20 protein-coding genes are annotated in these 22,326 nt (G+C 63.9%); 14 read left to right on the top strand and 6 right to left on the bottom strand.

From position 1 onward, the window contains the following. Nucleotides 1-10 precede the first annotated feature (10 nt). The 7 genes from AACH55_RS23940 (at nt 11) to AACH55_RS23910 (ending at nt 9,200) form a co-directional block, all read left to right on the top strand. Complete coding sequence (locus AACH55_RS23940) at nt 11-3,166, top strand: efflux RND transporter permease subunit (protein WP_338717177.1); 3,156 nt, start codon at nt 11-13, stop codon at nt 3,164-3,166. Continuing rightward, a complete protein-coding gene (locus AACH55_RS23935; protein WP_338717176.1) occupies nt 3,166-4,677 on the top strand; it encodes an efflux transporter outer membrane subunit in 1,512 nt (503 codons plus the stop codon). Before AACH55_RS23940 ends, AACH55_RS23935 begins: the two co-directional genes overlap by 1 nt. Before the next feature lie 333 nt (nt 4,678-5,010). Beyond that, complete coding sequence (locus tag AACH55_RS23930) at nt 5,011-5,865, top strand: NAD(P)-dependent oxidoreductase (protein ID WP_338717174.1); 855 nt, start codon at nt 5,011-5,013, stop codon at nt 5,863-5,865. 218 nt (nt 5,866-6,083) lie between these two features. Continuing rightward, nucleotides 6,084-6,917, top strand: coding sequence for an amino acid ABC transporter permease (locus AACH55_RS23925; protein ID WP_338717173.1), 834 nt, complete (start codon nt 6,084-6,086; stop codon nt 6,915-6,917). Next, on the top strand, nt 6,914-7,567 hold the full coding sequence (locus AACH55_RS23920) for an amino acid ABC transporter permease (protein WP_338717172.1): 654 nt from the start codon (nt 6,914-6,916) through the stop codon (nt 7,565-7,567). Before AACH55_RS23925 ends, AACH55_RS23920 begins: the two co-directional genes overlap by 4 nt. Further along, nucleotides 7,551-8,345 carry an amino acid ABC transporter ATP-binding protein gene (locus tag AACH55_RS23915; RefSeq protein ID WP_338717171.1) on the top strand — a complete coding sequence of 265 codons (795 nt, stop codon included), beginning with the start codon at nt 7,551-7,553 and terminating at the stop codon, nt 8,343-8,345. Before AACH55_RS23920 ends, AACH55_RS23915 begins: the two co-directional genes overlap by 17 nt. 51 nt (nt 8,346-8,396) lie before the next feature. Beyond that, nucleotides 8,397-9,200, top strand: a complete 804-nt coding sequence (locus AACH55_RS23910) for a transporter substrate-binding domain-containing protein (protein WP_338717170.1) — start codon at nt 8,397-8,399, stop codon at nt 9,198-9,200. Between the two features lie 73 nt (nt 9,201-9,273). Here AACH55_RS23910 and AACH55_RS23905 read toward each other — a convergent pair whose 3' ends face one another. Continuing rightward, nucleotides 9,274-9,990, bottom strand: coding sequence for a FadR/GntR family transcriptional regulator (locus tag AACH55_RS23905; protein WP_338717169.1), 717 nt, complete (start codon nt 9,988-9,990; stop codon nt 9,274-9,276). 449 nt (nt 9,991-10,439) lie between these two features. On the opposite strand from AACH55_RS23905, the gene AACH55_RS23900 reads away from it, so the two are divergent. Further along, nucleotides 10,440-11,696: an MFS transporter gene (locus tag AACH55_RS23900; RefSeq protein ID WP_338717168.1), complete on the top strand. Its 1,257-nt coding sequence runs from the start codon at nt 10,440-10,442 to the stop codon at nt 11,694-11,696. A gap of 78 nt (nt 11,697-11,774) precedes the next feature. Here AACH55_RS23900 and yfcF read toward each other — a convergent pair whose 3' ends face one another. Both yfcF and dapA read right to left on the bottom strand, forming a co-directional pair. Beyond that, nucleotides 11,775-12,413: a glutathione transferase gene (gene yfcF / locus AACH55_RS23895; protein WP_338717167.1), complete on the bottom strand. Its 639-nt coding sequence runs from the start codon at nt 12,411-12,413 to the stop codon at nt 11,775-11,777. 24 nt (nt 12,414-12,437) lie between these two features. Next, nucleotides 12,438-13,325: a 4-hydroxy-tetrahydrodipicolinate synthase gene (gene dapA, locus AACH55_RS23890; protein WP_338717166.1), complete on the bottom strand. Its 888-nt coding sequence runs from the start codon at nt 13,323-13,325 to the stop codon at nt 12,438-12,440. 354 nt (nt 13,326-13,679) lie between these two features. Here dapA and AACH55_RS23885 point away from each other — a divergent pair, with 354 nt between their 5' ends. Both AACH55_RS23885 and AACH55_RS23880 read left to right on the top strand, forming a co-directional pair. Next, complete coding sequence (locus AACH55_RS23885; protein ID WP_338717164.1) at nt 13,680-14,162, top strand: DUF2384 domain-containing protein; 483 nt, start codon at nt 13,680-13,682, stop codon at nt 14,160-14,162. Continuing rightward, nucleotides 14,159-14,674 carry an RES family NAD+ phosphorylase gene (locus tag AACH55_RS23880; protein ID WP_338717163.1) on the top strand — a complete coding sequence of 172 codons (516 nt, stop codon included), beginning with the start codon at nt 14,159-14,161 and terminating at the stop codon, nt 14,672-14,674. Before AACH55_RS23885 ends, AACH55_RS23880 begins: the two co-directional genes overlap by 4 nt. A 28-nt stretch (nt 14,675-14,702) precedes the next feature. On the opposite strand, the gene AACH55_RS23875 is transcribed toward AACH55_RS23880, so the two are convergent. Next, nucleotides 14,703-15,437 carry a GntR family transcriptional regulator gene (locus AACH55_RS23875; RefSeq protein WP_338717162.1) on the bottom strand — a complete coding sequence of 245 codons (735 nt, stop codon included), beginning with the start codon at nt 15,435-15,437 and terminating at the stop codon, nt 14,703-14,705. A gap of 319 nt (nt 15,438-15,756) precedes the next feature. On the opposite strand from AACH55_RS23875, the gene AACH55_RS23870 reads away from it, so the two are divergent. The 3 genes from AACH55_RS23870 to AACH55_RS23860 all read left to right on the top strand — a co-directional run bounded on the left by AACH55_RS23870 (nt 15,757) and on the right by AACH55_RS23860 (nt 19,500). Further along, nucleotides 15,757-16,998: an MFS transporter gene (locus AACH55_RS23870; protein ID WP_338717161.1), complete on the top strand. Its 1,242-nt coding sequence runs from the start codon at nt 15,757-15,759 to the stop codon at nt 16,996-16,998. After that, nucleotides 16,995-17,840: an amidohydrolase family protein gene (locus AACH55_RS23865; protein WP_338717159.1), complete on the top strand. Its 846-nt coding sequence runs from the start codon at nt 16,995-16,997 to the stop codon at nt 17,838-17,840. Before AACH55_RS23870 ends, AACH55_RS23865 begins: the two co-directional genes overlap by 4 nt. Nucleotides 17,841-17,949: 109 nt before the next feature. Further along, nucleotides 17,950-19,500: a methyl-accepting chemotaxis protein gene (locus tag AACH55_RS23860; RefSeq protein ID WP_338717158.1), complete on the top strand. Its 1,551-nt coding sequence runs from the start codon at nt 17,950-17,952 to the stop codon at nt 19,498-19,500. A 117-nt stretch (nt 19,501-19,617) separates the two neighbouring features. On the opposite strand, the gene AACH55_RS23855 is transcribed toward AACH55_RS23860, so the two are convergent. Continuing rightward, complete coding sequence (locus AACH55_RS23855) at nt 19,618-20,253, bottom strand: isochorismatase family cysteine hydrolase (protein ID WP_338717157.1); 636 nt, start codon at nt 20,251-20,253, stop codon at nt 19,618-19,620. 235 nt (nt 20,254-20,488) lie between these two features. Between AACH55_RS23855 and AACH55_RS23850 the strand changes: the two genes are divergently transcribed. Next, nucleotides 20,489-21,775: an FAD-binding oxidoreductase gene (locus AACH55_RS23850; RefSeq protein ID WP_338717156.1), complete on the top strand. Its 1,287-nt coding sequence runs from the start codon at nt 20,489-20,491 to the stop codon at nt 21,773-21,775. Between the two features lie 4 nt (nt 21,776-21,779). On the opposite strand, the gene AACH55_RS23845 is transcribed toward AACH55_RS23850, so the two are convergent. Further along, the gene (locus tag AACH55_RS23845; protein ID WP_338717155.1) at nt 21,780-22,310 is read right to left on the bottom strand and encodes a cysteine hydrolase family protein; all 531 of its coding nucleotides are present in this window, start codon (nt 22,308-22,310) and stop codon (nt 21,780-21,782) included. Nucleotides 22,311-22,326 lie beyond the last annotated feature (16 nt).

Genomic DNA, 22,326 nt, shown 5'->3' with positions numbered 1-22,326 from the left:
CGAGGCGCACATGGCACGTTTCTTCATCGACCGGCCCATCTTCGCGTGGGTCATGGCCATCATCATCATGCTGGGCGGCATGATGTCGATCCGTTCTCTTTCCCTGGAGCAGTATCCCAACATCGCCCCGCCGCAGGTCAACATCAAGGCCACCTATACCGGTGCCTCGGCCAAGACCCTGGAAGACTCGGTGACGCAGATCATCGAGCAGCAGATGAAGGGTCTGGACAACCTGCAATACATGTCAGCCAGTTCCAGTTCGGCTGGCTCCTCCACGGTGACGCTGACCTTTACGGCCGGTACCAATCCTGACGTGGCGCAGATGCAGGTGCAGAACAAGCTGCAGCAGGTCACGGCCCGTCTGCCGCAGGCGGTGCAGAACAATGGCGTGACGGTCACCAAGGCCTCGACCGACATCCTGATGGTGCTCTCGCTGAGTTCGGACGATCCGCGCATCACCAGCATCGACATCGGCGACTTCATCAGCAGCAGCCTGACCGACCAGATCAGCCGCGTGCCGGGTGTGGGCGATGTGACCGCGTTCGGTACCAACTACGCGATGCGTATCTGGCTCGATCCGGCCAAGTTGCAGAAGTATGCGCTCATGCCGTCGGACATCACCAGCGCGCTCGAGGCGCAGAACACCGAAGTCTCGGCCGGCGAAATCGGCGCGCTGCCAGCCCGGCCGGGGCAGCAGATCAACGCCACCATTACCGCGCGCAGCAAGCTGACCACGGCTGAGGAATTCCGCAACATCGTCGTCAAGTCGTCTGCCGACGGTTCGGTGGTGAAGATGTCGGACGTAGCCCGGGTGGAACTGGGTGGCGAAAGCTACCAGACGGCCTCGCGCCAGGACGGCAAGCCGTCCTCGGCCCTGGCGATCCAGCTGGCTACGGGCGCCAATGCGCTCTCCACGGCCGATGCGGTCAAGAAGAAGATGGCCGAGCTGGAGCCCTACTTCCCGGCCTCCATGAAGTTGAAGACCCATATCGCCTATGACACCACGCCCTTCGTGCGCGTGTCGCTGGAAGAAGTGGTCAAGACCCTCATCGAAGCCATCGTGCTGGTCGTGCTGATCATGTACCTGTTCCTGCAGAACATCCGCGCCACCTTCATTCCGGCCATCACGGTGCCGGTGGTGCTGCTGGGGACCTTCGGCATCCTGGCCATGTTCGGTTACTCGATCAATACCCTGACCATGTTCGGCATGGTGCTGGCCATCGGGCTTCTGGTGGACGATGCCATCGTGGTGGTGGAAAACGTCGAGCGCCTCATGAGCGAGGAAAAGCTCAGTCCCAAGGAGGCCACACGCAAGTCCATGCAGGAAATCACCGGCGCGCTGGTCGGCATTGCCATGGTGCTGTCGGCGGTGTTCATTCCGATGGCCTTCTTCGGCGGCTCCACCGGGGTGATCTATCGCCAGTTCTCCATCACCATCGTCTCGGCCATGGCCTTGTCGGTGATGGTGGCGCTGACCCTGACCCCGGCCCTGTGCGCCAGCCTGCTCAAGCCGCATGCGCACGGGCAGGTACAGCAGGGCAGGTTCTTCAGCTGGTTCAACCGTACTTTCGACCGCAACGCCACCCGCTACCGGGGCGGCGTGGGCGGCCTGCTCAAGCGTGGCAGGCGTGGTCTGCTGATGTATGCGCTCATTGCCGTGGCGATGGCGGTGCTGTTCATGCGCCTGCCCACCTCCTTCCTGCCGGAAGAAGACCAGGGCGTGCTGATGGCGCAAATCCAGCTGCCCACGGGCGCGACTGCCGAACAGACGGCCACCGTGGTCAAGACGGTGCAGGACTACTTCCTCAACAAGCCCGAATCGGTCGAGTCGGTGCTCGCCATCGTCGGCTCGGGCGTGGGGGGCAACAGCCAGAACAGCGCACGCGCCTTCATTCGCCTGAAGCAGTGGGATGAGCGCACCGCCGCCGACCAGTCGGCTTCCGCACTGGTGCGTCGCGCCAACATGGATCTGTCCAAGATCCGCGGCGCCCGCGTGTTCCTGATGAATCCGCCGGTGGTGCGCGGCCTGGGCCAGAGTTCGGGCTTTGACTTCGAACTCAAGGACGTGGGTGGCGTGGGTCATGATGCCCTGCTCAAGGCGCGCGATCAGTTCCTGCGGGCGGCACGCTCCAGTCCGATGCTGGCCAACGTGCGCACGACCGGCCTGGATGACACGCCGCAGCTGCGCGTGGCCATCGATGACCGCAAGGCCGATGCCCTCTCGGTGGCGACCTCGGACATCAACTCCGCACTGGCCACGGCCATGGGCGGCACCTACGTCAACGACTTCCTCAGCAATGGCCGCGTCAAGAAGGTCTATGTGCAGGGCGATGCGCCCTTCCGCATGCAGGCGGACGACCTGAACCGCTGGTTCGTGCGCAATTCGGCCAGCCAGATGGTGCCCTTCTCGGCCTTCATGACCAGCAAGTGGACCTATGGTCCTTCGCTGCTGGAGCGTTACAACGGCGTATCGTCCTTCGAGATCGTCGGTGAGCCTGCGGCAGGCGTAAGCTCCGGCACCGCCATGGCCGAAGTGCAAAAGCTGGCCGCGCAACTGCCAGCCGGCATCGGTTTCGAGTGGACCGGATCGTCCTACCAGGAACGGCTCTCGGGCAACCAGGCGCCGATGCTGTATGCGATCTCCATCCTGTTCGTGTTCCTGTGCCTGGCCGCGCTCTATGAGAGCTGGTCGGTGCCCTTCGCGGTGATCCTGGCGGTGCCGCTGGGCATCATCGGGACCGTGCTGCTGACGGGGATCTTCGGGATGTCCAACGACGTGTATTTCCAGGTGGGCCTGTTGACCACCGTGGGTCTGTCGGCCAAGAACGCGATCCTGATCGTCGAATTCGCCAAGCAGTTGCACGAATCCGGCAAGAGCCTGTGGGATGCCACGCTGGAGGCGGTGCAACTGCGCCTGCGCCCGATCCTGATGACCTCGCTGGCCTTCATGTTCGGCGTGCTGCCGCTGGCCGTGGCCACCGGCGCCGGCTCGGCCAGCCGCCGCGCCATCGGTACCGGCGTGCTGGGCGGCATGCTCTCGGCCACCATGCTGGGCATCTTCTTCGTGCCCTTGTTCTACTACCTGATCGGCACCTGGCTGGACCGCCGTGCGGCCAAGAAGCCTCGCCCGGATGACGATCACGCGATACAAAAGGAGGGCGTGTGATGAACCGTCCCGCACAACATCCATCCACCCTGTGGCCGCGCACGGCCATGATTCTGGCGCTGGCGGCGGCCCTGGCGGGTTGCGCCAGTCTCGAACCCGATTACGCCCGCCCGGCCGCACCGGTGCCGTCCGGCTGGACGCAGCAGGTCGATGGCAAGACGGTGGTCGGCACCACCGGCAAGGTGGGCCAGGCCGCCAGCGAGGTCGAGGCGGACCAGCTGGGCTGGCGCCAGTTCTTCCTCGATCCGCGTCTGCAGAAGGTGATTGCCGCCGCGCTGGAGAACAACCGCGACCTGCGCGTGGCGGCATTGAACATCGAGAAGGCGCGCGCGCAATATCGCATCACCGATGCCGATCGCTATCCGTCCATCTCCGCCACCGGCAGCGGCACCGCCAGCCGCACGCCGGCCGAGTTGTCGAGCACGGGCCGGGCCACGGTATCGCACCAGCAGAGCGTGACGGTGGGCATGAGCGCCTATGAGCTGGATTTCTTCGGGCGCTTGAAAAATCTCTCCGATGCCGCCCTCGAAACCTATCAATACCAGGTCGAGACCCGTCGCAGCACCCACATCAGCCTGGTCGCCGAAGTGGCGACGGCCTGGCTCACGCTGGCCTCCGACCGCGACCTGCTCAGACTGGCACAGGACACCTATGCCAGCCAGTCGCGGACCTATGAGTTGAACCGGCGCAGCCACGACATCGGCACCGTCTCCGGGGTCGACCTGGCCAGTCTGGAAGCCACCGTGGAATCGGCGCGCGCCGATGTGGCCAGCTACACCAGCCAGGTCGCGCAGGACATCAACGCACTGCGCCTGCTGGTGGGCGCCGACGTCGATGCGGCGCTGTTGCCCACGGGCTTGCCTGAGACGGCCAGCGTCTTGCCGGCCACCCCGGCCGGGCTGCCCTCGCAGGTGCTGCTGCGCCGTCCCGACGTGCTGGCGGCCGAGCACACCTTGAAGTCTGCCAATGCCGACATCGGCGCGGCGCGCGCGGCCTTCTTCCCCAGCATCACGCTGACCGCCGATGGCGGCACCGCCAGCCGCACGCTGGGTGGCCTGTTCAAGCCCGGCAGCGGCAGCTGGAGTTTCGTGCCGTCGATCAACCTGCCCATTTTCAACGCCGGCAGCCTGCGCGCCAGTCTGGATTCGGCCAAGATCACGCGCGACATCGACGTGGCCAATTACGAGAAGGCCATCCAGACCGCCTTCAGCGAAGTGGCCGATGCCCTGGCCGTGCGCGCCACGCTGGATCAGCGGCTGGATGCGCAGGGCAAGGCCACGGCCGCCAGCGAGAAGGCGTTCCGCCTGTCCGAGGCGCGCTACAAGAATGGCATCGACAGCTATCTCACCACCCTGGTGGCGCAGCGCACGCTGTACTCGGCCCAGCAGACCCTGATCTCGCTGCGCCTGACCGAGCAGAGCAACCGCATCACGCTCTACAAGGTACTCGGCGGGGGCTGGAACGAGCAGACGGCGCAGCCTGTTGCGGCCACGCAGAAATCGCCCTCTTGATGGCATCGAAAGAGATGGCGGCCTGGGATGGTCGAACGTTGAACCGGTCGCACGAACGGCATATTCCTGAAAATTGCCCGTGATTCGTTGGCTCGCCTGCGTGCGAGCCAGCGAGACTTTCCTGCACGGAACTTCATTTGCCAACCGACAAGCTGTCTTCATTTCGAGTTGACAAGCCGCACCCCGGCGGGAATAATCCGGCAAGTGATACGACAACGTACAAGCTCGACCGGCTACATTCGACCGTAAGCGCCGTTGCCGACATGATCGCCCTTGAACGCAGCACCCGATTCGACAACAACAACGATGAGCAACCATCAGGAGACAGCCCGCATGAGCGCAGATACCGACCGCGATGCGTGGCAAACCGCCCGCTTTTCCCGTCTGCTGCTGACCGGCGCGGCCGGCGGCGTGGGCCGGCAATTGCGGCCACGCCTGGCGTCTTTCGCCGAGCGCGTGCGGGTGGCCGATCTGGCGTCCGCGATGCAGACCGTCGATGCGGCGGCCGCGCATGAAGAACTGCTGGGCTGCGACCTGGCCGACCGTGCTGCGGTCGATGCCATGGTGGCAGGCTGCGAAGCCATCATCCACCTGGGTGGCGTGTCGGTGGAGCGTCCCTTCGAAGAGATCCTGGAAGCCAACATCAAGGGCGTCTTCCATATCTACGAGGCGGCGCGCCGTCATGGCGTCAGGCGCGTCATCTTCGCCAGCTCCAACCACGTCACCGGTTTCTATCGCCAGGATGAGCGCATCGATGCCCATGACATCAAGCGTCCCGATGGTTACTACGGCTTGTCCAAGTCCTACGGCGAAGACATGGCGCAGTTCTATTTCGACCGCTATGGCGTGGAGACGGTGAGCATCCGCATCGGATCGATCTTCCCGGAAGCCACCAACCGCCGCATGCTGGCCAGCTGGATGAGCATGGACGATTTCGAGCAACTGCTGCGCCGTGCGTTGTTCATCCCGGGCGTGGGCCACACGGTGGTCTATGGCATGTCGGCCAACGCCAAGACCTGGTGGGACAACCGCTACGCCGCGCACCTGGGCTATGCGCCCAAGGACAGTTCGGAAATCTTCCGCGCCAAGGTGGAGGCACAGCCGCAACCGGCGGCCGATGATCCGGTCATGACCCTGCAAGGCGGCGCCTTCACGGCCGCCGGGCCCTTCGATCCCCTGGCCAGTTAATTTATCCACAGCAGTTTTCGCTTCACCCTCGGCAGTACCGTCGTATTCCCGTCGCGGCCTGAAGTTCCGGCCGCGCGGCATGGCAGCACAGCACGCAACCGCTTGACCTGAATCGCAGCAAGGCAGCACCCGGCACACCGGGCCGCTCGCACGCAGCAGGATCGCGCCCGCGCCGCACCGATGTCCGGTTTCCTGAAACCTTGATGGACCGGCAGCCCATGAACTTCTCTCTCGACTTCAGTCCGCTCGCGCCGTACTGGCCCGTGTTCCTGCACGGCGCCTGGCTGACGCTGAAGATGACCACGCTGGCGGTCATCGTCGGTGTGGCCGTCGGCATCTTCGTCGCCTTCGCCAAGAACAGTCCCAATCGCCTTGTGGCCCGCACCTGCAGCGGCTATATCGAGGTGGTGCGCAATACGCCATTCCTGGTGCAGATTTTCCTGCTGTATTTCGGTCTGGCCAGTCTGGGCATCCGCATGCCGACTTTCGCGGCGGCGGTACTGGCGATGATCATCAACATCGCCGCGTATGCCGCCGAGATCATCCGCGCCGGTATCGATTCGGTGCCGCGCGGGCAGATCGAGGCCGCCGAATGTCTGGGCCTGCCGGTCTGGCGCATCCGCTGGCACGTGATGTTGCAACCGGCCATCGAGCGCGTCTATCCGGCGCTGACCAGCCAGTTCCTGCTGATGATGCAGGCCTCGGCGATGGCCTCGCAGATCTCGGCCGAGGAGCTGACCGCCATCGCCAACACCGTGCAATCCGATACCTTCCGTTCGCTGGAAACCTACATCGTGGTCGCCGCCCTGTACCTGGTGCTGGCAGTGCTGGTCAAGCTGGTGGCCTATGCCATCGGCGAGACCCTCTTCAAGCGCCGCCGCACGCTGCGTCGCACTGCCGCGCAGGGCAGGCGCAGTCCGGTCTCGCGCCTGCCGGCGACCGATCCGGCCGGGATGGCACCGCTGGCGCATGTGCCCTATGTCCATCCCGCATCACGACCGGTGGCGGTCCATACGGCAGCGTCGCTGCGCATCGAAGGGAGCACATCATGATGGGCGGCTTCAGCTGGACTTACTTTTTCTTCATGGTGCAGTCGATAGGCTGGACCCTGGTGCTCTCGGCGCTGGCCTTTGTGCTCGGTGGTGCGGGCGGCTTCCTGGTGATGCTGGCGCGCATCTCGCCGCGCGCCTGGCTGCGGCGGCCGGCCATCCTCTTCATCGAATGCGTGCAGGGCATTCCCTTGCTGATCCTGCTGTTCATCGTCTACTTCGGCCTGTCGGTATATGGGTTGGTGCTGCCGGCGCTGGTGGCAGCCGGGCTGGCGATGATGATCTATACCAGCGCCTACCTGGGTGACATCTGGCGCGGCTGCGTGCAAGCCATGCCGCGTCCGCAGTGGGAGGCATCCGAATGCCTGTCGCTGACGCGCTGGCAGACGCTGCGCCTGGTCATCATCCCGCAGGCCATGCGGCTGTCGCTGCCGCCGACCATCGGCTTTCTGGTGCAGCTGATCAAGCTGACGTCGCTGGCCTCGGTGATCGGCTTTGTCGAGCTGACCCGGGCCGGGCAGATCATCAACAACTCCATCTTCCAGCCCTTCCTGGTGTTCCTGCTGGTGGGCACTTTCTATTTCCTGCTCTGCTATCCCTTGTCGCGCTGGAGCGCATCCATGGAGAGAAAACTCAATGTCAGCCATCGCTAAAACCGAAGCCCTGCCACATCTGCGCCCGGTCGCGCCCGCCCAGGAGGCGCAGCCCATCATCGTCAGGCTCGATCAGGTCTACAAGAGCTTCGGCGACAACCAGGTCTTGAAGGGGGTGTCCTTCGAGGTGGCGCGCGGCGAGATGATCGCCATCATCGGCGCTTCCGGCTCGGGCAAGTCCACCGCGCTGCGCTGTATCGACCGGCTCGAGACCATCGATTCGGGCAGCATCGAGGTGGCCGGCATCCGCGTCGATGATCCGCAGGTGGATCTGCACCGACTGCGGCGCGAGGTCGGTATCGTGTTCCAGAGCTACAACCTGTTCCCGCATCTGAACGTGCTGGAAAACGTCATGCTGGCGCTGCGCCACGTCAAGCAGCAGGACAAGGCCGAGGCCCGCCGCGTGGCCCTGGCGGCGCTGGCACAGGTGGGGCTGGACGAGAAGGCCAGCGCCTATCCGGAGCAGCTCTCGGGTGGCCAGCAGCAGCGCGTGGCGATTGCCCGTTCGCTGGCGATGGCGCCCAAGGTGATGCTGTTCGATGAAGTGACCTCGGCGCTGGACCCGCAGCTGACCGGCGAAGTGCTGCGCGTGATGGAAGACCTGGCCGCCAATGGCATGACCATGCTGCTGGTGACGCATGAGATGAACTTCGCCAAGCGGGTGGCCGATCGCATCATCTACATGCATCAGGGCCGGGTCTGGGAAGTCGGCCCCGGCGACATGCTGGACCACCCGCACACCCCCGAACTACAAGCCTTTCTGGCCGCCGACCTGTAGCGCAAACGCTGTTCCCTGTACGACCTGTTCATAAAATAACGGAGACAAAAGATGCAAAAAACCAAATCGCGCCTCCTCGCGCGCACGGCCCTCGCCGCCCTGATCCTGGGCCTGAGCGCCCACGCTGCCCTGGCCGATCAGCTGGACGATATCAGGAAGGCCGGCAAGATCCGCATCGCCACCACCTCCAGCACGCCGCTGTTCGGCTACAGCGACGAGAAGCTGCAAGCGGCCGGTTCCGACGTCGAGGCTGCGCGCCTGCTGGCACAAGACCTGGGCGTGCAGCTTGACCTGATGCCGGTGGCCAATTCCGCGCGCGTGCCGACCTTGCAGGCCAACCGCGCCGATATCGTCGTGGGTTCGCTGTCGATCACGCCGGAGCGCCTGAAGGTCATCGATTTCTCCACACCCTATGCGGTCATCAGCCTCATCATCGGTGCACCCAAGAGCATGGCCATCAAGGATTACGCCGACCTCAACGGCAAGCGCATCGGCGTCACCCGTGCCACGCCCAACGATACGCTGACCACGCAGAACGCCAAGGGCGCCGAGATCATGCGTTATGAAGATGATGCGACCCTGATCACCTCGATGGTGACGGGCCAGGTGGAAGTCTTCTCCAGCACGCCTTCCAACCTGCAGGAGATGCAGAAGAAAGCGCCGGGCAAGAACCTGGAAATGAAATTCGAACAGAAGGCCTTTGATCTCGGTATCGCCATCAACAAGAACCAGCCGCGCCTGAAGGAATGGATCGATGGCTGGGTCAAGACCAACATGAAGAATGGCAAGCTCAATGCCATCTACAAGAAGTATCACGGCCGCGATCTGCCGGCCTCGGTGCAGAACCCCGCATAAGCGACTGTCGGCCGGACAAGGACGCCGGGCCCGGCATGGCCCGGCGTTGTTGTTTCATGCGTCGCCGTCGTTGTTAGCCGCCCTCGAAGATGCGCTGCCGCGCATGGCCGATGTGCGCCCGCATGGCCGCCTCGGCGCGCGGGGCCGATCCTGCCGCGATGGCATCGATGATGGCCTGGTGTTCATCGTCGATGATCTGGATGCGCTCGGCCTCCTGGGGCGAGCCAAGGTTCTGCGCCAGTTCCATGCACTGGCGGATCGGACCCAGGGCATGTTCGATGGTGGAGATGAAGAAGGGATTGCGGGTGGCCCGCGCAATGGCCATGTGCAGGGCCAGGTCTTCGTCCACGCCGGTCTGGCCGTTCAGTTGCGCCCGCCGCAAGGCTTGCAGGCAATTGCGCATCAGGGCCAGGTCATCGTCCTCGCGCGCGCTGGCGGCGATGCCGGCGGCGCCCACTTCCACGCATTCGCGGAAGGCGTAATAGCGCTCCACGTCATGGATGCTGGCAATCTGCGCCGGCGCGCTGCTCTGCAGGACCGGCAGGCGCTGCACGTAGTTGCCCGAGCCCCGGCGCGACACCACTATCCCTTCCGAACGCAGGCGCGAGAGCGCTTCGCGCACCGTCGTGCGCGACGCTTCGTAGCGCTGCGCCAGCTCGACCTCGGTGGGCAGCTTGCGGTTCTCGCCCCATTCCCCGCGCAGGATCGCTGCGATGATCTGCTTGCAGATGTGTTCGGAACGGCTGAGGTTGCCGCGGCGCGGAAGTTCGGGAGAATGGAGTGCTGACATGTACGATGACTGCTGCCGATGAGTTCGTCTGCGGACACTATGAAGGAGTCGACGCTGCGGTGCAAGTCTTGTCGCCCGGTGTGCGTGATCCTTCACCTGATGTCAATAAAATAGCCAGCTAATGCGCTTTCCAGGAAGGAATCTGCATCAAATTCGGTTGACTTCCTTCGCGCTGATCATTAGAGTTGTCCACCTGCATGAAGAATTAGTCCGACTAATTGCACCTTAACTTATACGACATCGTATAAATAAAATGATAAAAAAGACAATAAAAATTCATCCGGAGACAGGTATGCATTTCCCACCTGCCTGAACCCGGACGGCTCCCGCGCCGTCCTGGCCTGTCGTTGCGCGCCATCCACCGCGAGAGCGGGCGCGCACTCAGGGCCGCAGAGGCGAGGGGGCCGTGCAACGCCTGCCCTTTGAAGAACAATCCTTTTGGAGACGCCATGAAGTACGTAAGAGGAATCCGCTGGTACATGGTGACGCTGGTCACCCTGGCCCTGATCGTCAATTACCTGGCCCGCAACACCTTGTCGGTGGCCGCCCCCACCATGATGAAAGAGCTGGACATGAGTACCCAGCAGTACTCCTACATCGTGGTGGCATGGCAGATCTGCTATGCGGTCATGCAGCCGGTGGCCGGCTACATTCTCGATGCCGTCGGCACCAAGATCGGCTTCGGCATCTTCGCCCTGGCCTGGTCGCTGGTCTGTGCAGCGGCCGCACTGGCGACCGGCTGGCAGAGCCTGGCGTTCTTCCGCGCCTTGCTGGGCATGACCGAAGCGGCGGGTATTCCCGGCGGCGTGAAGGCCTCCACCGAATGGTTCCCGGCCAAGGAACGGTCGGTGGCCATTGGCTGGTTCAACATCGGCTCGTCCATCGGCGCGCTGTGCGCACCGCCGCTGGTGGTATGGACCATCCTGCATGGCGGCTGGAAGATGTCCTTCGTGGTGGTGGGCGTGCTGGGCGTGTTGTGGTTCTTCCTGTGGATGTTTTTCTACAAGAGCCCGCGCGACCAGAAGCTGCTTTCGCCGGAAGAGCGCGCCTACATCCTGGGCGGTCAGGAAAAGACGCCTGAAAAAGTCGTGCGCGAAAGCTGGACCAAGATCGTGCGCAGCCAGAACTTCTGGTCGATCGCCATCCCGCGCTTCCTGTCGGAACCGGCGTGGCAGACCTTCAATGCCTGGATTCCGCTGTACATGGCCACCGAGCGCCACATGAACATCAAGGAAATCGCCATGTTCGCCTGGCTGCCTTTCCTGGCGGCGGACATCGGTTGCGTGCTGGGCGGCTACCTGAGCCCGTTCTTCCACAAGCACCTGAACGTGTCGCTGTTCACCTCGCGCAAGCTGGTGATGCTGGTGGGCAGTCTTGCCATGATCGGGCCGGCCTGCGTGGGCTTCGTCGATAGTCCGTATGTGGCCATCGCCTTGCTCTCCATCGGTGGCTTTGCGCACCAAACTTTGTCGGGCGCGCTGTATTCGATTACCTCTGATGTCTTCACCAAGAATCAGGTGGCCACCGCCACGGGCCTGACCGGCATGAGCGGTTATCTGGGCGCGACGCTGTTCACGCTGCTCTTCGGCATCCTCGTTACACAGATTGGCTATGGCCCCTTGTTCGTGCTGCTGGCCGCGTTTGACCTGGTGGCAGTGGCGGTGGTGTTCGCGATTGCGCGTCCGCGTCCGGATGCGATTGCCTGAGTGACGTAACGGTCTTGAGGTGAAGGGGCGGCGTCGTCAGACGCCGCCCTTTTTTCATTGCCTCATTGCCTCATTGCTTCAGCGCAGCGGTGGACGCTGCATTCCCACCCACTCCTGCACCGAGGGCCGCTGCCATTGTGCCCTGGCATAAGCAGCCAGACGCGGCGGCACAGGGTCGCCGTGCAGGGCCAGGCGATTGATCATCAGCGCCAGGTCGGTATCGGCGATGCTCCACTGGCCGAAGAGGTGGTCCGCTCCTTGCGGCAGCAGCGCTTCGGCGAAGCGGAACAGTCGTTGCGCTGCGGCCTCAGCCTGTGCGGACAGGGGCGGCTTGCGCACGCCATAAAACAGCACTTGCGTATTGCGCTCTTCGCGAATGGGCAGCAGGTCGCTGCGCAACCAGGCCTGCACCTGGCGCGCGCGTGCGCGTGAGGGGAGATGGGCGGGATAGGCCGGCGGCCCGCCGAAGACCTCTTCCAGATATTCGGTAATGGCCGAGGATTCGGACAGCGCCAGGTCGCCATGCTGCAAGGTCGGCACGCGCGCCGTCAGGGACAGCGCGGCATAGGCGGGATCGTGATGGGCGGCGGCGTCCAGATCGACCGTGTGCAGCGCGAAGGGCAAGCCCTTCTCGCGCAGGGTGACGAAGACCGACATCGCGTAGGGGCTGGCGTATTGGGCGTCGACGTGGAGTTGCAGGGGCAGGGCGGATGACATGGAGTTTCTCCTTGAGAGCAGTGTTCAGAAAGCATGCGACAGCAGCGCCTGCCGCTGCGTCATCAGACGCGCGTGCAAGCCCGCGCTGACCGGCAGGAAGGGCAGGCGGACCTCTGGCGCGCACCAGCCATCGGCGTGCAGCAGGGCCTTCAGCGGTGCCGGGCTGGGTTCGGCAAACAGATCGCGGATCACCGGTTGCAACACGTCGGCGATGTACCTGGCCTGCAGCCATTGGTTGTTGCCGATCAGCGCCTGCATCAGCACATGCCAGCGCGGCATCACGTGCGCCGAGGCGGCGATGACGCCGTGTGCACCCAGGCACAGGGCCATGAAATTCTGCGCGTCATCGCCCGAGAGGATGCGCAGCGGGGTCTCGTTGACCAGGCGCTGCATCCGCTCCTGGCTGCCGCCGCATTCCTTGAGACCGACCACGCGCGCATCCTGCGCCAGTTGTTGCAGCGTCTCCAGCTCGACCTGGCAGCCGGTGCGATAGGGGATGTTGTAGACCAGCACCGGCAGGTCCGCACTCTCCGTGACCGCTTCCACATGGCGACGGATACCTTCTTGGGATGGCCGTACGTAAAGCGGTGGCGTCACCAACAGCCCATCAGGCTGCAGCGATGACAGCGCGCGTGCGCGCAGTACCGCTTCGTGCGTGGATGCGCTCGACAAGCCCATCACCAGCGGCAGCTGCGGGACCACAGCGCGCAGGGTCGCCAGCAAGGCTTCCTGTTCACCTGGCTGCAGCAGGATGCCCTCGCCCGTGGTGGCGCCGACGACCAGTCCGCTGATGCCTTGTCCGGCCAGATGTTGCGCCAGCCGCGCCAGTGCAGGGTGGTCGATGCTGGCCGCGTCGCCCGCCAGGAACGGCGTGACGATGGGGATCCAGACTCCGGTAAAACGTGTGTGCATGTGTACCTCATGAAGAACGGTTAAAAAAATCGTTCCACCGGCAGTGCGCCGGGCGAGGTCTGAAAGGAGAACGTTGTTGCGATCCAGTCCCGCCAGGCGATCCGCCGGACGGGACGTGACATCCCCGTCAGCGGAGATGCCGTTTTTTGTTGCTCAGCCCACGCATGCAGACGCCAGCGGCCGGGAGGGCAGCGGGTGACTGGATGACGGATCGCTTCTGGTGCATGGTGGGGGAAGTGATGGGCTGAGCGACGATAGTAAACGAGATCGGTGCAGAAATTCAAATGCCGTGTGGTGATTCAGCACTGTGCGATTCAAAATCGCTCCTTTCATTCCCGGCGGAAAGGGTGGCACATGAAAGGCACGCAATCGCATGGTGATGTCTCATTTGGAAATGCAATAATGGGACCTCTCTCGTGCTTGGATGAAGACATCATGAATGATGGCAGCGAGCAAGCCATCCCGGCTTTCGGTTCCGATTTCCAGGCTTTACTGCATTTTCTGCTTGAAGACGGCACGTCTACCACGTTCTCACCAGGCCGTTTCGGCTTGTTGCTGGGTACGGATCCTTCTGCGCTGACCTCCGCATGCCTGGAGCAAAACGGGGTGTCGCCCACGGTTGAATCAAAATATCTGCAGGCCCATCTGCGCGAAGCCGTGCGCGTCATCCAGCTAGCTACCGATCTTGTCGGCAGCGTGGACAAATCCCTCGCCTGGTTCAAGGATTCCCCGCTACAGGTCTTTGGCTGCAAGACACCGCACATGCTGGTCTCGGAGGGGCGCACCGATGATCTTGTGCGTTATCTGTCCTCGCTAGAGGACGGATTCGCAGGATGATCCTGACCCGTCTTGAGACGGTTGCTTATCGGGTCCATGTTCCTCGCTGGTCATTTGAGCCCACCTCGGGTGCAGGGGCAGCGCGTTTCGGCGGCAGGCTCAATCGGCCCGGCGTGCCGGCCTTATACCTCTCACTTGATACTGCCACGGCTTTGGCCGAATACCAGCAACTGGACGTGCTCCTGCCGCCCGGCGTGATCGTTGCCTATCGCATCAGCCTGGATAAGGTAGTGGATTTCCGCGATGGCGATTCATCCAACTGGAGCTCGATTTGGCAGAGCTTTTACTGTGACTGGCGACGCATGCATTTTAACGATGCCATCGAACCACCCTCCTGGCAGATCGGTGATACAGCAAGGACAGCAGGCGCCAAAGGAATCCTGTATCGCTCTGCATTGGCCAACGCGGGCTGCAATCTGGTGATCTTCACCGGAATGCTAGGCGAAGCCGATCAAGTTGAAGTCCATGATCCGCTGCGAACACTGCCGCTCGATCAGGCTTCCTGGCGATGATTGAGCCGAGATCGAACCTCTGGCCTGCTCAGCGAATCTCCGCGCTATACCTGAACTTGCTCCCCGCCCCGCGTGATTGCCGCCATTCCAGCGGCGTGCCATCCGAGCCGAAGGCGATGCGTTCGATCACCACCACCGGCGTTTTTTCGGACAAGCCCAGCAGCCTTGCCTGCGCGGCCGTCACCGTTTCCACCGTCAGGGTCTCGCGCGCCGAGGCGACGATGAGCCCGCATTCCCGCTCATACAGCGGATACAGCAGATCGCCGAAATCCTCCGGCGCCTTGTTGGCCAGGGCCTTGAAGCGCTGGGCGCACAGGTAGATGTTCTCGGCCAGGACCGGCTGGCCATCCACCTTGCGCAGGCGCAGCAGCTCGATCACCCTGGCATGGGCCTTCAGATGCAGAGCCTCGGCCGCCTGGCGCGGGGCCTCGATGATCTTGCGGCTGACGATCACGCTCTTGGGCGCCAGCGGGCGGCCGTCGGCGGATTCGAAACGGAAGAAGCGGAACAGCGAATTGTCGAAACGCGCCTTGCGCACGAAGGTGCCGCGTCCGTGCGTGCGCTCCACCAGGCCTTCGCTCATCAGCGTTTCAATCGCCCGCCGCACCGTTCCTATCGCCACCTGGAAGGTCTGGCTCAGTTCAGCCTCGGAAGGGATGGCCTGGCCCGGCTGCCACTTCTGGGCGCGGATCTGGGCCGCGAGCTGGTCGCGCAACTGGAGATACAGCGGCAGGCGGGTATCGGCACCGGTCTGGTCAAGCATGGTCACACTGGCCTTGCAGAAGGGAAAGTACGCAGTCTACCCGGGGCCGGGCTTGCCCACAACGAGGCAGTGCACCGCGCGCAACCCAAGCGGAGACGGCCACGCAGCAGATGGACGGCCACACCGCCGATGGGTGAGGATTGTTGACTCGCCATAGCTGTGTTATCGTGCGACAACTCATATAGATGTCTATATGAGCAGTCAACTACATAATTCAATCAGCTCCGCGTCACCACCCGTATCATTTCGTGCCGTCATTGCATGGAGGCGCGATCCGGGTTCTACAAGGTTGCGCGCCTTCAGCTTAGAGGACGAGACAATGTTTTCATGGTATCGGCAGGTTACTGCCAAGGAACGCAAGACTTTCTGGGCCTGCTTCAGCGGATGGGCACTGGATGCGCTGGACGTGCAGATGTTCAGCCTGGCCATTCCCGCACTGATCGCGGCCTTCTCCCTGTCCAAGGCCGACGCCGGCATGATCAGCGGTGCCACCCTGGTGGCCTCGGCCATCGGCGGCTGGTTCGCCGGTACCCTGTCGGACCGCTACGGACGTGTGAAAACCCTGCAGATCACCATCATCTGGTTTTCACTGTTCACCTTCCTGAGCGCCTTCGCCCAGAGCTACCCGCAACTGCTGGTGCTGAAGGCCTTGCAGGGCTTCGGCTTCGGCGGCGAATGGGCAGCCGGCGCCGTGCTCATGGCCGAGACCATCCGTGCCGAACATCGCGGCAAAGCCATGGGCACCGTGCAGAGCGCCTGGGCCGTGGGCTGGGGCGGCGCGGTGCTGCTGTTCTCGGTATTGTTCACGATGCTGCCGCAAGAGATGGCCTGGCGCGTGATGTTCGTCATCGGCCTGCTGCCGGCGCTGCTGGTGGTCTACGTGCGCCGCTCGGTGTCCGAGACCGATGCCTTCCTGGCCGGCCGCAAGGCAGCCGCCGCCAAGCCTGCGGCCAGCACCCTGCTGGGCATCTTCCGTCCTGACGTGCTGCGCCTGACTCTCATCGGTAGCCTCTTGGGCGTCGGTGCGCATGGCGGCTACTACGCCCTGATGACCTGGCTGCCGACCTACCTCAAGACCGAGAAGCATCTGTCGGTCCTTTCCACCGGCGGTTACCTGGCCGTCATCATCATCGCCTTCTGGTGCGGCTGCATTGCCAGTGCGCAATTGCTGGACCGTATCGGCCGCCGTCGTACCGTCGCCTGCTTCGCGCTGTGCTGCGTGGCTACCGTGCTGTGCTACATCTTCCTGCCGCTGTCCGATACCCCGATGCTGGTCTGCGGTTTTCCGCTGGGCTTCTTCGCTGCGGGTATTCCGGCCAGCCTCGGTGCGCTCTTCAATGAGCTGTATCCGAGCGGCATCCGTGGCACCGGCGTGGGCTTCTGCTACAACTTCGGCCGCGTGGCCTCGGCCGGTTTCCCGGTGCTGGTGGGCCACATGAGCGACTCGATGCCCCTGGGCCAGGCCATCGGCATCGATGCCGCCATCGCCTATTCGCTGGTGGTGATCGCCGTGCTGATGCTGCCCGAAACCAAGGGCCGCCAGATGGAAACCGGCGCATGAGTCGTACTGCAGCCCCGGCAGCCACGGTGACGCAGGCACTGCGCATCGACACGCACGCGCACGTGTTTGCGCGTGACCTGCCGATGACCGACGGCCGCCGTTACACACCCGCCTACGACGTCACGGTCGGGCAATATCTGGCGCAGCTGGATGCGCATGGCATGAGCCACGGCGTGCTGGTGCAGCCCAGTTTCCTCGGCAGCGACAATGACTACCTGCTGCAGGCCATCGCCCGCGCACCGGAGCGCCTGCGCGGCATCGCCATGATCGATGCGGGGATTGACGACCAACAGTTACAGGCATTGCGTCAGGGTGGCGTGGTCGGCATCCGCTTCAACCTGGTCGGCGGTGCGCCGCTGCCGGATTTCCGGGGCGTCTGGCACGACACGCTGATGCGCATTGCCGCACTGGGCTGGCAGGTCGAGATCCATCGCGAGGCCGCCGATCTGCCACGGGTGCTGGAACCCCTGCTGGCGCTGGGCGTAAAGATCGTGGTGGATCACTTCGGCCGGGTCGATCCGGCCCTGGGCGTCGATGATCCCGGATTCCGCTATCTGCTCTCGACCGGTGCCACACGGCAGGTGTGGGTGAAACTGTCGGCGCAGTATCGCAATGGCGGCAGCGAGGGCGGCGCACAGTTCGCGCGTCAGGCCTGGCCGCTGTTGCGCGAACACTTTGGAACGGACCGTCTCCTGTGGGGCAGCGACTGGCCGCACACCCAGCATGAAAGCGAGACCGGTTATGCCGATAGCTGGCGGCGTTTCGAAACCCTGGTGAGCAACGAGGAAGACCGTGACCGCATCACCGGCGCGACGGCGGCGCAGTTGTTCCAACTCGCCTGAGGCTTCGCCATACAGCAGAGCGGCCGTGGATGGCCAAAGCCAGTCTTCCCGCTCGTGAAAAAGCCGCCCTGCGCGGCCCACGGAGTTCTGTAAAAAAAGGGGTATCGCAATGAAATGGTTCATGGACAGGAAGATCGCCACCAAGCTGCTGCTGTCATTCGTGACCGTGCTGGCACTGATGAGTGCGCTGGGCATCTTCTCGGTCTATCAGATGGATAAGGTCAACGATGCGGCCACCGACATCGCCCACAAATGGGAGCCCGGCATCCGCATCAGCCTGATGCTGGAACGCACCCTGGTGCGCGTGCGCTCGACCGAATTCCAGCACATCCTGGGCAACGCCGAGACCATGACCACGCTGGAGAAGGCGCTCACCGAGCGCTATGCCGAATTCACACGGCTGCAACAGGAGTATCGCCAGCTCGATCTGAGCAGCGAGGAAAACGCCGCCTTCGACCAGCTCAGCCAGACCCTGGCGGCCTATCTGGTCGAGCACCGGAAGATCATTGCGCTCTCCCATGAAAACCGCAAGGATGAGGCCCTGGCCCTGACCAAGGGCGATTCGCTCAAAGCCTATCGCGCCATCGAGAAGCAGTTCGCCGCCCTGCGCCAGGCCAACATTGATCACAAGGAAGCGGCCAACACCCATGCCGATGAAGTCTTCGCCCGTTCGCAGCACTGGATCATCGGCTTGCTGGTGGTCGGCATTCTGGTTGGTCTGGCACTGGCCATCGCCATTGCCCGCGTGGTCTCGCGTCCGCTGGCCGAAGCGTTGCAGCTGGCGCGCCGCGTGGCCGCCAATGATCTGAGCGGGCAGGTCAGCGTGCACGGCCGCGATGAAACCGGCCAGCTCATGGAAGCCCTGAACCAGATGACGCAAAGCCTGGGCAACATGGTCGGCGAAATCCATCGCAGCATCGCCGTCATCAATACGGCTTCCGGCGAAATTGCCAGCGGCAACGCCGATCTTTCCTCGCGTACCGAAGCGCAAGCCTCCAGTCTGGAAGAGACCGCCTCGGCCATGGAACAGCTCACCTCCACCGTGCGCCAGAATGCCGACCATGCCCACCAGGCCAACGAACTGGTCAATACCTCCGCGCGCCTGGCGCGCGAAGGCGGCGCCGTGGTCGACCGTGTGGTACGGACCATGGGCGAGATCCGGTCCGGCTCCTCGCGCATCGCCGACATCACCGGCGTGATCGACGGCATCGCCTTCCAGACCAACATCCTGGCCTTGAACGCCGCCGTGGAAGCCGCCCGTGCCGGCGAACAGGGGCGCGGCTTTGCCGTGGTCGCCACCGAAGTGCGCAGCCTGGCGCAACGCTCGGCCGCCGCCGCCCGCGAAATCAAGGGCCTCATCGAAGGATCGGTGCAGCAGGTCGCCACCGGTGCGGGCCTGGTGGATCAGGCCGGTCAGACCATGCATGAGATCGTCGATTCGGTGGCCCGCGTGACCACGCTGATGAGCGAGATCGCCGTGGCCAGCCGCGAACAGAGCCGTGGCATCGACGAAATCAGCCACGCCGTCACGCAGATGGATGAAGGCACCCAGCAAAATGCGGCGCTGGTCGAACAGGCCGCGGCGGCGTCGCATTCATTGCGCGACCAGACGCATCAACTGGCAGCCCTGGTGGCGCGCTTCCAGTTGCGCGAGGCCTGACCTGCGCCTTGCGGCACGCAAAAAAACACAACGGGGATTGATGCGGAGTCTGCATCAAATCCCCGTATTGATGCATCCGCTGCATCGGTCCTGCAGCGGATCAGCTTGTCGTCTTCCTCATTCGATCCAGCTCAACTGCGTCAGCTTGACCCGCTCACCCAGGCGCGGCGCATTGATCAGGTGCCAGGCCGTGTACTGTTCGGCGTAGGCGGTGTCGGAGGCCATCAGGTCCACCGGCACCACCACGTCAAAACCCCGGAAGGCCGCGCTGGCCGCCGTATGCAGCACCGCACCGTGGGCTGCGGCACCGATGCAGACGACCGTTTTGATGCCCTTGTCGCGCAACATCTTTTCCAGATCGGTATTGACGAACTTGTCCGGACCGGACTTGAACAGAGGCTCGCCGCCCTGCATGGCGGCCTCGGGCCAGATATCGGCGGGCGTGCTGTTGCCGCCCAGGGTGTAAATCACCGGCACCTTCTTCTCGCGCGCCATGGCCAGCAGCCTGGCCACCCGCGGCAACATCGCCACGCAGCGCGGACGGGTCTCGGGATTGCAGGTCTGGCGCGCGATATCGAGCACCAGCACGGCCGTGGTGGCCGGGTCGATGTTCACCCGTGAGAGCGCCGGAGCGGCCGGCGCCTTCACGGCCGACCAGTCGTCATAGACCCCCTGCGCCGCAGCGGGAGCGGTGGCCAGACAGGCCGACAGACCGATCAGGGCGGTCAGGATGGCTTGGGAGAACATGCGCATGGTAGTCCTTTCAGAACGGAAGCTGAGGTGGTCGAGGGGCAGCGGGTTTGTTGATCGTATTCCTGCACGGTGCAATACGTCGCACAGCGCAGGGAAACAGATTATCGCTGAGCTTGTCCGGTCGCGCAGGACGCTTGCGTGCGCTGCTGCGCCGATGCTGTCATGCGCGCCCATATCGGCCTCACACCCCGGTGCGACTTCTCGTATCATGCTGCTTTGCATCGCACAGGCTGCCATGTCCACTTCTCCCGAAATCATCTTTCCCCGTCACGCCGTGATCATCGGCTGCGGCGCCGTCGGCCTCATGAGCGCCATCCACGCACTGGACCAGGGCTTGCAGGTCACCCTGCTGGACTTCAATGCGGTCGCCAGCGAGGAAGCGGCCAGCTATGGCAATGCCGGCTGGCTGTCTTCGCATTCGGTGATACCGCCGGTGGAACCGGGCATGTGGAAGAAGGTGCCGGGTTATCTGATGGACCCGCTGGGACCGCTCTCGATCCGCTGGCGCTATCTGCCGCGCCTGACGCCCTGGCTGCTGCGCAATCTGGCCAGCGCCCGCCGCGATCGTATCCGCAGCACCGCGCGTGCGCTGCGCACGCTGGTGGCCGATGCCCGCAGCCTGCATCTGGATGTGGCGCGGCGGGCTGGCGTGGCGCACCTGATCGATACCTCCGGCGTGCTGCACGTCTATCGGTCGCGCCGGCATTTCGACAACGATGCTTTTGGTTGGGGGGTGCGCCGCGAACTGGGCATCCGCTGGCAGGAACTGGAAGGCGACGCCCTGCGTGAGCGTGAGCCGGACCTCGACCCGGCCTTCGGTTTCGCGGTGCAGGTCGATGAGGCCGGTCATTGCAAGAATCCCGCTGCCTACCTGCAGGCCTTGCAGGCCTATGCACTGGCGCGCGGCGCCACCCGTATCGATGGCCGTGCCACCGGCTTCCGGGTGGAACAGGGGCGGCTCAAGGCCGTGTTGACCGAGGCTGGCGAGATCGTCTGCGACGCTGCCGTGATCTGTGCGGGGGCGCGCTCCAGGGCACTGGCGGCGGCCGCGGGCGACCGCGTACCACTGGAGAGCGAGCGCGGCTATCACGCCGTCATACGCGGACATGAGCATCAGGCACGCGCGCGCACGCCGATGATGGTGTCCGAATTCAAGGTCATTGCCACGCAGATGGAAACCGGCCTGCGCATCGCCGGCCAGGTCGAGTTCGCCTCCTTCGAGGCGGCGCCGGACTGGCGGCGCGGCGAGATCATGCGCGATATCGCCTGCAAACTCTTCCCCGGCCTGCCGCGTACGCTGCCGGTGGAGGACGTGAAATACTGGCTGGGCCGCCGTCCCAGCACGCCCGACGGGATGCCCTGCATCGGTCACTCCCGCCTCAGCGGCGACATCATCCATGCCTATGGCCACGGCCACATCGGCCTGGGCTGCTCGGCCCGCACCGGCCGCATCGCGGCCCAACTGCTGGCCGGTCAGGCGCCGGAAATCGACCTGACTCCCTTCAGCCCACAACGTTTCTGACTGCTCAGAAGCGGATATCGCTGGCTGCCGTGATAGTGGTACGTACCCCATAAGCGCCCAGGTTGGCCAGGGTGGTCTGGTGATGCGCGATCACATCGGTCACCGACAGTACCCCGTTGGGTGCGGTGGTATGGGCGCCGGCTGCCAGCGTCACCGGGAAACCCAATGCCAGCGCGCGCCGGACGGTGGACTCCACGCAGAACTCGGTCTGCATGCCGCAGACGACCAGTTGCGTCACGCCGTGGGACTTGAGCAGGGCTTCCAGTCCGGTCTGGTGGAAGGCATCCGAACCGCGCTTGCGCACATACAGGTCAGCGGCAGTGTGATGCAAGCCTTGCGCCAGTTGCCACCCGGCGCTGTCGTGGACCAGCGTGCCCTGGTCTTCGTGCTGCACGAAGATCACCGGCACACCGGCTGCGCGCGCCTTCCCGGAAAGCAGGTTGATGGCGGCGATGGTGCTGTCGCCGTTGGCAACGGCCTCGGGGCCGATGCACAGGGCTTGTTGAACATCGATGATGAGCAGGGCAGTGGTCATGGCAGCGTGGCCGGGT

The organism is Herbaspirillum sp. DW155, assembly GCF_037076565.1.
Taxonomy (GTDB): Bacteria; Pseudomonadota; Gammaproteobacteria; order Burkholderiales; family Burkholderiaceae_D; genus Herbaspirillum.
The sequence above is the reverse complement of the archived record's forward strand: the minus strand, read 5'-3'. Positions and strand labels throughout refer to the sequence as shown.

Coding starts and splice junctions, on each gene's coding strand:
- AACH55_RS23940 (WP_338717177.1), top strand. CDS start 11: ATGGCACGTTTCTTCATCGACCGGCCCATCTTCGCGTGGGTCATGGCC.
- AACH55_RS23925 (WP_338717173.1), top strand. CDS start 6,084: ATGAACTTCTCTCTCGACTTCAGTCCGCTCGCGCCGTACTGGCCCGTG.
- AACH55_RS23920 (WP_338717172.1), top strand. CDS start 6,914: ATGATGGGCGGCTTCAGCTGGACTTACTTTTTCTTCATGGTGCAGTCG.
- AACH55_RS23870 (WP_338717161.1), top strand. CDS start 15,757: ATGTTTTCATGGTATCGGCAGGTTACTGCCAAGGAACGCAAGACTTTC.
- AACH55_RS23915 (WP_338717171.1), top strand. CDS start 7,551: ATGTCAGCCATCGCTAAAACCGAAGCCCTGCCACATCTGCGCCCGGTC.
- AACH55_RS23845 (WP_338717155.1), bottom strand. CDS start 22,310: ATGACCACTGCCCTGCTCATCATCGATGTTCAACAAGCCCTGTGCATC.
- AACH55_RS23855 (WP_338717157.1), bottom strand. CDS start 20,253: ATGCGCATGTTCTCCCAAGCCATCCTGACCGCCCTGATCGGTCTGTCG.
- AACH55_RS23905 (WP_338717169.1), bottom strand. CDS start 9,990: ATGTCAGCACTCCATTCTCCCGAACTTCCGCGCCGCGGCAACCTCAGC.
- AACH55_RS23850 (WP_338717156.1), top strand. CDS start 20,489: ATGTCCACTTCTCCCGAAATCATCTTTCCCCGTCACGCCGTGATCATC.
- AACH55_RS23865 (WP_338717159.1), top strand. CDS start 16,995: ATGAGTCGTACTGCAGCCCCGGCAGCCACGGTGACGCAGGCACTGCGC.
- yfcF (WP_338717167.1), bottom strand. CDS start 12,413: ATGTCATCCGCCCTGCCCCTGCAACTCCACGTCGACGCCCAATACGCC.
- AACH55_RS23910 (WP_338717170.1), top strand. CDS start 8,397: ATGCAAAAAACCAAATCGCGCCTCCTCGCGCGCACGGCCCTCGCCGCC.
- AACH55_RS23860 (WP_338717158.1), top strand. CDS start 17,950: ATGAAATGGTTCATGGACAGGAAGATCGCCACCAAGCTGCTGCTGTCA.
- AACH55_RS23900 (WP_338717168.1), top strand. CDS start 10,440: ATGAAGTACGTAAGAGGAATCCGCTGGTACATGGTGACGCTGGTCACC.
- AACH55_RS23935 (WP_338717176.1), top strand. CDS start 3,166: ATGAACCGTCCCGCACAACATCCATCCACCCTGTGGCCGCGCACGGCC.
- AACH55_RS23885 (WP_338717164.1), top strand. CDS start 13,680: ATGAAAGGCACGCAATCGCATGGTGATGTCTCATTTGGAAATGCAATA.
- AACH55_RS23880 (WP_338717163.1), top strand. CDS start 14,159: ATGATCCTGACCCGTCTTGAGACGGTTGCTTATCGGGTCCATGTTCCT.
- AACH55_RS23875 (WP_338717162.1), bottom strand. CDS start 15,437: ATGCTTGACCAGACCGGTGCCGATACCCGCCTGCCGCTGTATCTCCAG.
- dapA (WP_338717166.1), bottom strand. CDS start 13,325: ATGCACACACGTTTTACCGGAGTCTGGATCCCCATCGTCACGCCGTTC.
- AACH55_RS23930 (WP_338717174.1), top strand. CDS start 5,011: ATGAGCGCAGATACCGACCGCGATGCGTGGCAAACCGCCCGCTTTTCC.